We start from the raw sequence: 14167 nt of genomic DNA, 5'->3' as shown, positions 1-14167 counted from the left end.
CAAATGATGTGAGATAATTTTAGAGATATGATTCAAAATATGTCGCGTCACTTTTCCGATAAATAATCGATGAGAAAAAAAGTGCTAGATAAATTGCTTTATAAACCACTCTCTCAAATACAGATTTCTCTAAAAACTTAATTCATCAATTCCTCAATCTCCTCCGCTTCAATAGGAATATTACGCATTAGGTTAAACGGTTCGCCACTGTCTTGTATCACCACATCATCCTCTATGCGAATACCAAAACCTTCGTCTGGAATATAAATACCAGGCTCAACCGTAAAGACCATATTGGCCTGCATAGGTTCGTGCAACAAACCATAATCATGCGTGTCTAAACCGATATGGTGAGAAGTGCCATGCATAAAGTACTTTTTATAGGCTGGCCAATCTGGGTTTTCGTTTTGTACATCAGCTTTGTCAATTAAGCCTAAGCCCAATAGTTCCGAAGTCATAAGTTTACCCACTTCAATATGGTATTGTTCCCAAAGGTTTCCAGGAACAAGCATTTTGGTCGCTTCGTCTTTTACTCGGTTCACAGCATTGTAGACTTCTTTTTGTCTATCGGTAAATCTTCCGGATACAGGAATAGTGCGTGTCATATCACTAGAGTAATTGGCGTACTCGGCACCAACATCCATTAAGATGAGGTCGCCAGCTTTACACTGTTGGTTGTTTTCAATATAGTGCAACACATTGGCATTATTTCCTGATGCAATAATAGGTGTGTAGGCAAAACCTTTGGAGCGGTTGTTTAAAAACTCGTGCATGTATTCGGCTTCGATATTGTATTCCCAAACATCGGGTTTTACAAAATTAAGCACACGTCTGAAACCCTTTTCTGTAATATTACAAGCGGTTTGCATCAACTCTAATTCTATAGGGTCTTTTACAGAACGAAGGCGTTGTAAAATGGGATTGCTCTTAGCAACGCCATGGGCAGGGTATTTGCCTTTTAACCATTTTGTAAAACGATCCTCTCGTGTTTCGGTCTCAACACTAGCGCGGTAATGCTCGTTGGTATTGATGTAGACGGTATCACATTGGGTCATCAGTTCAAACATAATCTTCTCCATATCCTGCAACCAATACACGGTTTTAATGCCTGAGGTTTCTAAAGCCGCTTCCTTGGTGAGTTTTTCACCTTCCCAAACAGCAATATGTTCGTTAGTTTCTTTTAAGAATAGGATTTCGCGATGCTTTTCTTTTGGACAATCGGGAAATAACACCAAAATACTTTCCTCCTGATCCACACCACTCAGATAAAAGATATCTCTGTGTTGAGCAAAAGGCAAGGTGCTATCTGCACTTACAGGATAAATATCATTAGAATTAAACACAGCTAAACTACTCGGCTTCATCTGCGCCATGAAGTTATTTCGGTTTTTAATAAAGAGGTTACGGTCTATGCGGTGATATTTCATGAAGTCAATATTTTAATTAAGAGGTTAAAGTTACATAGTTTTTGTTCAGAAAAAAAGCCATCATAACCGATAGCTTTTAATTTTGAATCGCATTTTAAAACTTACTTTTTAAATAAACCAGCAACAAACAATACCACCACGGCGCCGATGACACCAGTCAACAAATCGCTAATAACTCCAGAGCCAAGGCTAATGTCCAATAGGCCAAAAAGCCAATTACCAACAATACCACCAACGATACCTAAAACAATATTGATGATGATACCAAAGCCACCACCTTTCATAAGTTTGCCAGCTAAGAAACCAGCAACACCACCGATTAATAATGCGTATAATAATCCCATAATACTATGATTTAGTTAATAGTATAAATTTAAGAAAAATTACAATTTGTTCAATTGGCTATTGGCAATGAACTTTAAATAGCTAATTAATTATTCAGTATTTTTGATAGAAATAATTCAGCTATAGTAAATGAAACAACTTTGCCTATTTTTTGTCCTTTTCCCATTTTTTTGTTTTGCACAGCAACCAGCAACTCCGACCGAGACCATTAAAACAGCATTAGAACAGAAACGTGAAATGACCAAAACCTCCTTGGTTAAAAATATCCCTTTTGAAAATATTGGTCCAACGATTATGAGTGGCCGTGTGGTGGATTTGGATGTTAACCCAGAAATGCCATCAGAATTTTATGTTGGGTATGCTTCAGGAGGCGTTTGGCACACCACTAATAATGGCACAACATTCACGCCAATTTTAGATAATTCAGACACACAGAATGTTGGAGATATTGCAGTGCACTGGCCCACACGAACCATTTATGTTGGCACTGGTGAAAACAACGCTTCCCGATCGTCTTATGCTGGTATTGGCATTTTAAAATCGATAGACAATGGAGAGACTTGGGTTAATGTCGGATTAATGGATGCCCATCATTTTGCACCTATTTTAATCCATCCCGATAATCCAGATGTGGTCACCGTTGGTGTTACGGGACATTTATATTCTCCTAATGACCAACGTGGCGTATATAAAACCACAGATGGAGGGAAAACTTGGAAACAGACCTTGTTTGTTGATGACATAAGTGGCGTTATTGATTTGCAACACAGTCCAAATAATTATAATGTGATGTATGCTACCTCTTGGACAAAGGATAGAAAAGCATGGAACTTTACAGGGAATGGAATCAATTCGGGTATTTATAAAAGTACGGATGCCGGAGAAACTTGGACCAAAGTATCTACAGAAAATAGTGGTTTCCCAACAGGTGAAGGTGTTGGTCGTATAGGTATTGCGGTGTACAATGACAATGTGGTTTACGCAGTCCATGATAGCCAGTTTAGACGACCAGACGATGCTTCGACAAGCTCAGCAACCGAAAGAGGCTTGTCAAAAGATGATTTTAAGACCATGTCTAAAGAGGATTTTCTTGCGCTTGATGACAAAAAATTGAATACTTTTTTAAAGACCAATGGGTTTCAAGAGAAATACAGGGCAGAAAATGTGAAGCAGATGGTGCGCTCGGAAAATGTGAAGCCCGTAGATTTAGCCAAATATTTAGAAGATGCCAATTCACTGTTGTTCGATACGCCTGTGGTCGGTGCTGAAGTTTATAAAAGTACAGATGGTGGCAAAACCTGGAAAAAAACTCACGACGACTATTTAGATGGTATTTATTATAGTTATGGGTATTACTTCGGGCATATTCACGTTTCACCAGCCAATGAAGACCATATCTATATTTATGGAGTGCCTATTGTGAAGTCCAAAGATGGCGGAAAATCTTGGACGTCGATTAGCGCCGAAAATGTCCATGCTGATCATCATGCGCTTTGGATCAATCCCAAAAACCCAAATCATATGGTCGATGGTAATGACGGAGGTGTTAATATCACTTATGATGATGGAGAGAGTTGGATAAAGAATAATTCACCTTCGGTGGGCCAGTTTTATGCGATTAATATTGATCACGAAAAACCCTATAATGTCTATGGTGGTTTACAGGATAATGGCGTTTGGAAAGGCGCCAACAACGCAAGGCAAGATAAAAGCTGGCATCAACAAGGAAAGTACCCATGGACACCTATTATGGGAGGTGATGGAATGCAAATTCAAATTGATAATCGAAACTCAAATGTGGTTTACACTGGCTACCAGTTCGGAAACTACTATAGACTTAATCTTGAATCTGACGAACAAACCTATATTCAACCTAAGCACAACTTAGGGGAGAATCCATATCGCTTTAATTGGCAAACTCCAATTTTGCTATCACCACATAATCAAGATATATTATACTTGGGCGGTAATAAATTAATGCGTTCCATGAATCAAGGCGATGATTGGGAAGCCATAAGTGATGATTTAACCAATGGCGGAAAAAAAGGCAACGTGGCCTACGGAACAATCACGTCAATTTCTGAAAGTCCATTTAAATTCGGGTTGATTTATGCAGGAAGCGATGACGGTTTACTGCACGTCACCAAAAATGCAGGTGGAAATTGGACAAATATTTCAAACACATTTCCTAAGGATTTATGGGTGAGTCGAGTTATAGCTTCACAACACAAAAAAGAACGTGTTTATGTCACCTTGAATGGCTACCGTTGGGATGATTTTAAAGTGTATGCTTATATGAGTGAGGATTACGGACAAACTTGGAAAGATATCAGTAGTAATATTCCGGTGTCACCAGTCAATGTGATTAAAGAGGATTCTGAAAATGAAAATATCCTATACTTAGGGACTGACAATGGCGCTTATGTGTCGTTTGATATGGGCAAGTCTTGGGAGGTATTCTCCAAGGGATTGCCTAATGTTGCTTTTCATGATATCGTCATTCAACCTGAAGCCAAAGATCTATTGCTGGGAACACATGGTCGAAGTATTTACAAAGCCAATATTGCACCATTACAACAGATGAATGCTGATTTAAAATCAAAGGCCGTTACGATTTTCGATATAAGTCCTGTACGTCATTCAGGTCGTTGGGGAAGTTCTTGGAGCAAGTGGTTAGACTCCTATCAACCAAAAAAGACCATTCGGTTTTACAGTAATGCTTCAGGTAAAAAAACCATCAAAATTCTTTCTGAAAAAGGAGCAGAGCTAAATAGTATAAAAGTTGATGCCGACAAAGGATTCAACTATGTAGATTATAATCTGGAACTGACTGAAAAAGGACGAAAAGCCCTGATGAAGGAAAACATAAATTTGAATATTAACAAAGCTAGCAACGGAAAATATTATCTGCCTAAAGGCGTTTATACAGTTGAAATTGATGACTCAGAGATGAAGTTAGAAATTAAATAATGACTTTTAGAGGTGTCAATAAAAATGTTTATTTTTAGAATCCAAATCTTATCTTAATATGAAAAAAATTTTCCTACTTATTTTAATGCTTATAATAGTAGTGTCTTGTAGCGATGATGATGAAAACAATCAAAATGGGACGCCGCAATTAATCATTAAGCTCAATTTTGATTCCAACCAACAACGATTAGATAATTTAGGGCAGCCAGCCACCATTCCAAATGGGAATGCGGCACAAACTCCAGTTATTCAAAGCATGAGCGCCAACTATATTGAGTTTGCACCAACAGCAAATACACTTTTAGGTGATGGTGAAATCATTTATGAAGGCCCAGAAACTAATGCAGGGGGAGACATGGCCATTGATTTTCAACAATCCATCTTAGTAGGTGATGATGATGTGTTTCTAAGTATACCTTTGAGTCAAGTTGCTGTCGGAAATTACCAATGGGTACGCGTGTCTTTAGCATATCAAGAAGGCGACATACAGATCTTAACAGATAATGTTGGTGAGGTTACAGGCCGTTTGGCAAGCTTTGTGGGCTACAATAATTATGTCACTTCATTTGATCTCAATGGAAGTACCTTCACAGTTAATGAGAATAAACTACAAGGATTTTGGGCCTTTGAGGCTTTAGGCTTCACGTCCCAAGGCCAAGCACCTGAAGGCGCAACAACAGTTCCTAACCCATTGTTCAATACGTCACCTGTGCCACAAGGCTCTTGTGTTGTCACAGGTCAGTTTGTAGAGAACTTTAGTGTCACAGGAAATGAGACTGAAGACATTACAGTAACGCTGTCGTTTTCCATAAATAATAGTTTTGAGTGGACAGAAGTCAATAATGACGGAAAATATGAGCCATCGGCTGGTGAACAGGTCGTTGATATGGGACTGAGAGGACTGATTCCGAGCGTGTCTAATTAAAACCATTCTAAATAAATAATTATAACAAACGTCAGTTGCTAAAACGTGGATTGTACTGTATTTTTGTAAGACTAACAAAAAGATTAAATCTACAATGAGCGGAATTCTAAATTCTTCGATTGGAAGAAAGTTTGCCATGGCACTTTCGGCACTCTTCCTAATGGTTTTTCTCGTAATGCATGTTTCCATAAATTTTACCTCGGTCTTTAGTGAAGAACTATTTAACAATTTGTCCCATTTTATGGGAACTAATCCATTAGTTCAAGGGCTTATGCAACCCATTTTAATTTTTGGTGTTGTCTTTCATTTTGTAATGGGCTTTATCCTAGAAGCTAAGAACAGAGCATCTAGAAGTGTAAAATATGCAAGTAACTCTGCAAAAGATAATTCTACTTGGATGTCTAGAAATATGTTACTCACTGGTGTCGTTGTATTGGCGTTCTTAGGCCTGCATATGTACGACTTCTGGGTTCACGAAATGACAGTGAAATACGTTGAAGGCGATATGAGCGGTTTAATTGATCCTAATAATGCTGAGTCTGGCTTCCGTTATTATGAAGAACTACGCGAAAAGTTTGTAAGCCCCGTCAGAGTTGGGATTTATGTTGTGGCCTTTGTATTATTAGCCTTGCATTTATTACATGGATTCAATTCATCTTTCCAATCCATTGGTGCCAATAATAAGTATATCAAAGGACTTAAAGGCTTCAGTAAGGTTTATTCTATAGGCATTCCTGCTTTGTTTATTTTCATCGCGGTTTACCATCACTTTACCCATTAAAAAGAACACTATGTCAATATTAGATTCTAAAATACCAGAAGGTCCTTTAGCGGACAAGTGGACAAAACATAAAAATGATATAAATCTTGTTAATCCAGCCAACAAACGTTTGATCGATGTCATCATCGTTGGTACTGGTTTAGCAGGAGGTTCTGCTGCAGCAACCCTAGCTGAGTTAGGCTACAATGTAAAAGCATTTTGCTTTCAAGATTCACCTAGACGTGCACACTCTATTGCAGCACAAGGCGGAATCAATGCAGCAAAGAATTATCAAGGCGATGGTGACTCTACCTACAGATTATTTTACGACACTGTAAAAGGAGGCGATTATCGCTCTCGTGAAGCTAACGTTTATCGCTTAGCTGAGGTTTCAACCAATATTATTGATCAATGCGTGGCGCAAGGTGTACCATTTGCTAGGGAATATGGAGGCTTATTGGATAACCGTTCGTTTGGTGGTGTATTGGTATCACGAACATTCTATGCTAAAGGCCAAACAGGACAACAATTGTTGTTAGGTGCTTATGCCGCTATGAACCGTCAGATTGGTCGTGGAAAGATCAAAATGTACACACGTCACGAAATGTTAGATGTGGTCATCGTAGATGGAAAAGCAAGAGGTATAATAGCACGTAATCTTGTAACAGGTGAAATAGAACGCCATTCGGCGCATGCTGTAGTTTTAGGAACTGGCGGTTACGGAAATGCCTTTTATTTATCAACCTATGCTATGGGATCAAACGTTACGGCAGCATGGAAAGCCCACAAACGAGGTGCTTTTTTCGCTAATCCATGTTACACACAAATTCACCCAACATGTATTCCAGTTTCTGGAGATCATCAATCTAAATTAACGTTAATGTCTGAGTCTTTAAGAAACGATGGTCGTATTTGGGTGCCAAAACATAAAAAGGATGTAGAGGCGATTAGAAACGGTAGTTTAAAACCGACCGAACTCGCTGAAGAAGATAGAGATTACTATTTAGAACGTCGCTATCCAGCCTTCGGAAACTTGGTGCCAAGAGACGTGGCATCGAGAGCGGCTAAAGAGCGTTGCGATGCAGGTTATGGTGTTAACCAAACAGGTGAAGCGGTGTACTTGGATTTTGCTTCTGCTATAGAGCGTTACGGTAAAGAACAAGCTTACATAAAAGGGCTCAACGTTGACGATAAAAAAGTAGTGACCGACTTAGGTAAGAAAGTTGTAGAAAATAAGTATGGCAACTTATTCCAGATGTATGAAAAGATCGTCGATCAAAATCCATACGAAACACCAATGATGATTTATCCTGCGGTTCACTATACTATGGGAGGACTTTGGGTGGACTATAATTTAATGACTACTGTACCAGGATTGTATGCCATTGGTGAGGCTAATTTCTCAGATCATGGTGCAAACAGATTAGGAGCTTCGGCTTTAATGCAAGGTCTAGCGGATGGTTATTTTGTACTGCCATACACCATTGGAGATTATCTGGCTCATGATATTAGAACTGGCCCAATTCCGACCGATACCAAAGAATTTGATGAAGCTGAGAAAAGTGTAAAAGACACGATTAATAGACTTGTTAATAATCAGGGGACGAAATCCGTTGATCATTTTCATAAGCGTTTAGGCAAAATAATGTGGAACAAATGCGGAATGGCTCGCAACGAAAAAGAGCTTAAGGAGGCAATTCAAGAAATCGCTAAGTTAAGAGAAGAATTCTACAAAGATGTCTTTGTTCCTGGGAATGAAAACGAATACAACGAAGAATTAGCAAAAGCTGGTCGTGTTGCTGACTTCCTAGAACTAGGTGAGTTATTTGCAAAAGATGCATTAGAGCGCAACGAATCAGCTGGAGGGCATTTTAGAGAGGAATACCAAACTGAAGGTGGTGAAGCTTTAAGAGTAAAAGAATACCAATATGTTTCGGCATGGGAATATAAAGGTCAACCAAGTGATGCTGTTCACCATAAAGAGTCATTAGAGTACGAAAATATTGAAGTGAAAGAGAGAAGTTACAAATAAAAAGCTATGATGAATTTAACATTAAAAATATGGCGTCAAAAAGATGCTAATGATAAAGGAAAAATTGTTGATTATCCAGTCAGTGGAATTTCCCCGGATATGTCTTTTTTAGAGATGTTAGATGTGCTTAATCAAGAATTGATTGAAAAGGGCGAATCTCCTGTGGCCTTTGATCACGATTGTAGAGAAGGTATTTGTGGAACGTGTTCATTATATATTAACGGGCGAGCACATGGCCCAGCTACAAAGATTACCGCGTGCCAGTTGCACATGCGTAGCTTTAAGGATGGCGACACTATTTATATAGAACCTTGGAGAGCAAAGGCATTCCCTGTTATAAAAGATTTAATTGTAGACCGTACATCGTTTGATCGCATTCAACAGGCAGGTGGTTTTATTTCAGTAAACACCTCTGGGAATACTCAGGATGCTAACGCCATTCCAATTGAAAAGGAAAATGCTGATAAAGCCTTTGATGCGGCAACATGTATTGGTTGTGGTGCTTGCGTGGCGAGCTGTAAAAACTCTTCGGCGATGTTGTTTGTTTCTGCTAAGGTGTCTCAATTTGCTTTATTGCCACAAGGACAAGTTGAAGCTACTGATCGTGTTTTAAATATGGTAAAGCAAATGGATGAAGAAGGGTTTGGTAATTGCACCAATACCGGTGCTTGTGAAGTTGAGTGCCCTAAAGGCATATCTTTAGAAAATATAGCACGTATGAACCGTGAATACTTAGCTGCTAGTTTTAAAGGTTAAGGATTTACTGCAATTCCATAAAATAATCTATAATATTTGAATCCCAAGGTAAAATCTTATCTTGGGATTTTATTTCGTCTTAATGCAAGATCCAGTTACATTTTACAACGAACAGCGTAATATACATAATACAGAAGCTAAGCGTATTTATAAATTAATGGGTGTTCTTAGTATTTCGAGACTATCCATTTTCGCTTTAACGGCCTTTGGGATTTATTTGAGCTTTGGACGCTGGAAAATTGTGCTATTAATTGCTGCTATAGGAGCAATCATATTTCTTTATCTACTTTCGAGATATACAGATTTAAAAAACAAGAGAGCACTTCATAAAAGATTAGCCAAAATCAATGATGAGGAACTCCAAATAGCTTCAGGTGATTTTCACAATAGAGCTGATGGTTCCCGATTTCAGAATCCTAAACATGCCTATAGCTTAGATATTGATTTATTTGGGCGAGGCTCATTTTTTCAATTTATTAATCGAACGACCATTAAAGAAGGTACAGACCGCTTGGTGCAAAGTTTACTTGCTAATAATATTGTTGACATAGAAGCAAGACAAGAAGCTATAAAAGAATTGTCTAAATCACCAGAGTGGAGGCAACATTATACAGGAATTGCACAAGGTGTAGAGATTGAACATCAGGCCAAATCCATAATTAAATGGTTAAAGGATTATACCCCATTTTTAAGCACAACCATGTATTGGTTAACAAGTGCTTTTAGTATAGCATCAGTTACAATATTAGTTTTGGGGATTATTGAAGTTATACCTATTAAATATGCAGGGTATTGGTTATTGTTTGGGTTGGCAATAACGGGTAGATATTTAAAACGAATCAATGAGATAGCACAAAACACAGAGAAGGCTAAAGATACGTTTAGGCAATATGCATTGTTGTTAGAACAGATCGAAAATCATACGTTTGAGTCTAAGCTTTTACTCGAAAAACAACAAAAAATTCAATTAGACAACTTAAAAGCATCTCAAATATTTTCAAGATTTTCAAAGGCTTTAGACGCTTTGGATAATAGGAATAATTTTATATCTGCCATTTTTGGCAATGGCTATTTACTTTGGGATATAAGGCAAACCTATCGCATAGAACAATGGATTGCTAAATACGCCGATAAGGTTGAGGATTGGTTTGAGGTGGTGACATTTTTTGATGCATATAATAGTTTTGGGAATTACGCCTTTAATTACCAAAATTATACCTATCCTAAAATCACTAATGATAAAGTTACAATTGAGGTTAAGGCAATAGGACACCCTCTTTTAAATCCTAAAAAACGCATCGATAGTGATATGGTACTAGGGCAAGGACAGTTCTTTATTGTAACTGGGGCCAATATGGCTGGAAAAAGTACGTTTTTAAGAACCGTAGCCTTACATATTGTAATGGCCAATGTTGGGTTGCCAGTTTGTGCTAAGGAAAGCAGCTACAAGCCTATTAGGTTGATTACAAGTATGCGAACCACAGATTCGCTAACCGACGACAGTTCTTACTTTTTTAGTGAACTAACCCGATTAAAATTTGTAGTCGACACGATTGAAAACGACAAAAACTACTTTGTGATTTTAGACGAGATATTAAAAGGAACCAACAGTACGGATAAAGCCATTGGCTCCAAAAAATTTGTTGAAAAATTAGTGAAGCTTAATGCAACAGGAATTATCGCTACCCATGATTTAAGCCTTACCGAAACCGAAGCAGAATTAGAAGATGTGAAGAACTATTTTTTTGATGCACAAATTGTTAATGATGAGCTTTTTTTTGATTATAAACTCAAACAAGGGGTTTGCCAAAATATGAATGCGAGTTTTTTGTTGAAGAAGATGAAAATAGTGGAAAACTAAAAAACCCTCTCTATGTCTAGAAAGGGTTTGAATTCTATTCTTTTAAGAAGTAATTTCTTAAGCCTCAAAAGGCGCTATAGAAACATAAGACTTGTTGTCTTTCCTCTTAGTAAATTGTACGATACCATCAACTTTAGCATGTAAAGTGTGGTCTTTGCCTTGGTACACATTTTCACCTGGATGGTGTGTGTTACCACGTTGTCTTACGATGATGTTTCCAGCAACTGCAGCTTGTCCACCAAAAATCTTAACACCTAAGCGTTTCGATTCTGATTCTCTACCGTTTTTAGAACTACCAACTCCTTTTTTATGAGCCATTGTCTTAAGGTTTTATATTGTTATACTTAAGTGGTTGCGCAATTATGCTTTACCACCATCTAATTCGTCTTGCCATTTTTTAAGCTCATCCCACTTGCCTTCAGCAGCTAATTTAGCTTGCTCTGGCCAAGTGTCGGTAACGTGGTTACCACGGACATTAGCTATGATTTCAGAAATTGCTTCTGGTTTAGCCTTAGCTAAATCAGCATAGGTAGTAATGCCTGCTTCGATTAAAGTAGAAGCAATTTTTGGCCCAATACCTTCAATTTTCTTTAAATCATCAGCTTTACCTGTTGTTTTTTTAGCTTCTGTTTTTGCAGCAGCTTTAGGTTCAGCTTTTTTTGTTGTATCAGCTTTAGCTGACTCTTTCTTTGGAGCGGCCTTTTTGGCTCCAGATGCAGTAATCCCTTCAATAACGATTTCAGTTAAGGCTTGTCTGTGTCCATTCTTAACACGATATCCTTTACGTCTTTTCTTTTTGAAAACGATTACCTTGTCACCTTTAAGGTGCTTTAAGACTTTAGCACTTACTTGTGCTCCGTCTATAGCTGGGGCGCCTAAAGTAACGTCATTACCATTTCCTATTAGAAGAACATTATCGAAAGCTACTTTCTTTCCTTCTTCTGTAGACAAACGGTTAACAAAAACTTTTTGGTCTTTCTCAACTTTAAATTGATGCCCTGCTATCTCTACAATTGCGTACATAGCGTAACGTTTTTATTAATTAGTTTATTAATCAAAATATGCTTTTTCTCAGAAAGCGGATGCAAATATACTCCTAAATTCCTAATCTACAAACGTTTTTAGGCTTTTCGACCAGTTTTTAGTGCAATTATAAATTCGGTGAAAATACCAGAATGCTCAAATATGAGAGTTTTCACATTTTATTATATTAAAAAGGCAAATCATTCCTTATTTTTGCGAGGCTTTGTGTGACAATAAGGACAAAGCAGTGTCAAACACTAGAACAGTTTTAAAATCAAAACACTATTAATAATGAAAAAAAGCGTATTTGCTCTATTATCCTTACTGTTAGTTGGGTTTTATTCTAACGGACAGCAAGTAGATTTTACAGAGTTCGATTTGGATAATGGTTTACATGTAATTTTGCATCAAGACAATTCGGCTCCAGTTGTAATTACTTCCGTTATGTATGATGTTGGCGGTAAAGATCTTGGTGGAAAACCAGAAACGGGTTTAAGATCTGGGTTTGCCCATTTTTTTGAACATCTATTATTTGAAGGTTCTGAAAATATAGAACGCGGGGAGTTCATGAAAATTATACCTGCTAACGGGGGTACATTTAATGCTAATACGTCTATGGACAGAACTTATTATTACGATATTTTTCCATCAAATAAGTTAGAATTAGGATTATGGCTAGAATCTGAGCGTATGCTGCATCCAGTAATTGACCAAATAGGAGTTGATACCCAAAAAGAAGTGGTTAAAGAAGAAAAACGTCAGAGAACAGATGCACCTTATGGGAAATTATTAGAAGTTATTAATGAAAACCTATTTGATGTACATCCTTACAAGAATTCAGTTCTAGGTTTTATGGAGGACATAAATGCTTCAACATTAGAAGAGTTTTATGCCTATTTTGATAAATGGTACACTCCCAACAACGCTGTTTTAATCGTTGCCGGTGATATTGATACAAATGAGACTAAAGAATTGGTTAAGAAGTACTTTAGTGAAGTAAAACAAAGACCAAAACCAGTTAGAAACTTCCCAAAGGAAACCCCAATTACCGAATCTAAGCAAGTTGAAGCCTTTGATGCTAATATTCAATTACCAGCAATAATAGCGGCGTATAGACTTCCACCACAATCATCGAGAGATGCTTATGTTTTAGATATGATTTCGACCTATTTAAGCGGTGGGAAAAGTTCTGTACTTTACAAAAAAATGGTAGACGAGCAAAAACAAGCACTTGCTGTACAAGCTGTAAACTTAGGACAAGTAGACCATAATATTTTTGCGCTTTTTGCAATACCACTGGGCGATGTGGCTTTAGATACACTTCTTTCTGAAATGGATGAAGAAATAAAAGTAATGCAGTCAGAACTTATTTCTGAGCGTGATTATCAAAAATTACTTAATCAGTTTGAAAATCAATTTGTAAACTCAAACACTAGTGTCGAAGGTATTGCCGGTTCCTTGGCAACATACTATCTACTTTATGGTGATGTTAATCTTATTAATACACAATTAGATTTGTACAGATCTATAACAAGAGAGGAAATAAGAGATGTTGCTAAAAAATATCTGAGTCCAAACCAACGTGTAGAAATTAAATATTTACCTAAAAAAGACGATCAATAATGAAAAATTTATATAAAATGAATTTAAAGGCTATTACGTTTATCCTATTGACTTTAGTCTCATTAGGTTTAAATGCACAACTTGATAGATCTAAAATGCCAAAACCTGGCCCAGAGCCAGAGATAAAATTAGACGTTCCATCTGAATTTACCTTAAAGAATGGCATGCAGGTTCTTGTTGTTGAAAATCACAAGTTGCCAAGAGTGTCATATTCCCTCAGAATAGATAATAATCCTATTGCAACCAAAGATAAAGCTGGTATTGAGAGTATTCTTGGTGCAATGTTAGGTAATGGTACTACAACAATTTCCAAAGATGAATTTAATGAAGAAATAGATTTCTTGGGTGCTAATTTAAGTTTTGGTTTTTCTGGTGGATTTGCAAGCTCCTTATCAAAATATGCCGATCGTATTTTGGAATTAATGGCTGATGCTGCGATAAACCC

General features: G+C 37.4%; 11 protein-coding genes and 1 pseudogene. 8 read left to right on the top strand and 4 right to left on the bottom strand.

What is annotated here, in order from left to right; translation table 11 throughout:
• Window positions 1–137: 137 nt before the first annotated feature.
• Together Q0972_RS14560 and Q0972_RS14555 are read right to left on the bottom strand one after the other, a co-directional pair.
• Entirely contained in the window at window positions 138–1427 is a 1290-nt protein-coding gene (locus tag Q0972_RS14560; protein ID WP_299366864.1) for an aminopeptidase P family protein, read from the bottom strand.
• A gap of 101 nt (window positions 1428–1528) precedes the next feature.
• Window positions 1529–1771, bottom strand: coding sequence for a GlsB/YeaQ/YmgE family stress response membrane protein (locus tag Q0972_RS14555; RefSeq protein WP_299366861.1), 243 nt, complete (start codon window positions 1769–1771; stop codon window positions 1529–1531).
• A 130-nt stretch (window positions 1772–1901) separates the two neighbouring features.
• Between Q0972_RS14555 and Q0972_RS14550 the strand changes: the two genes are divergently transcribed.
• The 6 genes from Q0972_RS14550 to Q0972_RS14525 all read left to right on the top strand — a co-directional run bounded on the left by Q0972_RS14550 (window position 1902) and on the right by Q0972_RS14525 (window position 11076).
• The gene (locus tag Q0972_RS14550; RefSeq protein ID WP_299366858.1) at window positions 1902–4742 is read left to right on the top strand and encodes a glycosyl hydrolase; all 2841 of its coding nucleotides are present in this window, start codon (window positions 1902–1904) and stop codon (window positions 4740–4742) included.
• 58 nt (window positions 4743–4800) lie between these two features.
• Window positions 4801–5667 carry a hypothetical protein gene (locus Q0972_RS14545; RefSeq protein WP_299366855.1) on the top strand — a complete coding sequence of 289 codons (867 nt, stop codon included), beginning with the start codon at window positions 4801–4803 and terminating at the stop codon, window positions 5665–5667.
• Between the two features lie 94 nt (window positions 5668–5761).
• The gene (locus tag Q0972_RS14540; RefSeq protein ID WP_299366852.1) at window positions 5762–6448 is read left to right on the top strand and encodes a succinate dehydrogenase cytochrome b subunit; all 687 of its coding nucleotides are present in this window, start codon (window positions 5762–5764) and stop codon (window positions 6446–6448) included.
• Window positions 6449–6458: 10 nt separating this feature from the next.
• Entirely contained in the window at window positions 6459–8459 is a 2001-nt protein-coding gene (locus tag Q0972_RS14535) for a fumarate reductase/succinate dehydrogenase flavoprotein subunit (protein ID WP_299366849.1), read from the top strand.
• Window positions 8460–8468: 9 nt separating this feature from the next.
• Entirely contained in the window at window positions 8469–9215 is a 747-nt protein-coding gene (locus Q0972_RS14530; protein WP_299366958.1) for a succinate dehydrogenase/fumarate reductase iron-sulfur subunit, read from the top strand.
• A gap of 82 nt (window positions 9216–9297) precedes the next feature.
• Complete coding sequence (locus tag Q0972_RS14525) at window positions 9298–11076, top strand: DNA mismatch repair protein MutS (RefSeq protein WP_299366846.1); 1779 nt, start codon at window positions 9298–9300, stop codon at window positions 11074–11076.
• A 57-nt stretch (window positions 11077–11133) separates the two neighbouring features.
• Here Q0972_RS14525 and rpmA read toward each other — a convergent pair whose 3' ends face one another.
• Together rpmA and rplU are read right to left on the bottom strand one after the other, a co-directional pair.
• Window positions 11134–11394: a 50S ribosomal protein L27 gene (gene rpmA, locus Q0972_RS14520; RefSeq protein ID WP_299366844.1), complete on the bottom strand. Its 261-nt coding sequence runs from the start codon at window positions 11392–11394 to the stop codon at window positions 11134–11136.
• 42 nt (window positions 11395–11436) lie between these two features.
• Window positions 11437–12099 (bottom strand): 50S ribosomal protein L21, encoded by a 663-nt coding sequence (rplU, locus tag Q0972_RS14515; RefSeq protein WP_299366841.1) that lies wholly within the window; start codon window positions 12097–12099, stop codon window positions 11437–11439.
• A 291-nt stretch (window positions 12100–12390) separates the two neighbouring features.
• Between rplU and Q0972_RS14510 the strand changes: the two genes are divergently transcribed.
• Both Q0972_RS14510 and Q0972_RS14505 read left to right on the top strand, forming a co-directional pair.
• On the top strand, window positions 12391–13722 hold the full coding sequence (locus Q0972_RS14510) for a pitrilysin family protein (RefSeq protein ID WP_299366838.1): 1332 nt from the start codon (window positions 12391–12393) through the stop codon (window positions 13720–13722).
• Window positions 13722–14167, top strand: a pseudogene (locus Q0972_RS14505) (insulinase family protein); the annotation flags it as partial. The gene Q0972_RS14510 and the pseudogene Q0972_RS14505, both read left to right, overlap by 1 nt.

It is taken from the genome of Winogradskyella sp. (assembly GCF_028282165.1).
Taxonomy (GTDB): domain Bacteria; phylum Bacteroidota; class Bacteroidia; order Flavobacteriales; family Flavobacteriaceae; genus Winogradskyella.
The sequence above is the reverse complement of the archived record's forward strand: the minus strand, read 5'-3'. Positions and strand labels throughout refer to the sequence as shown.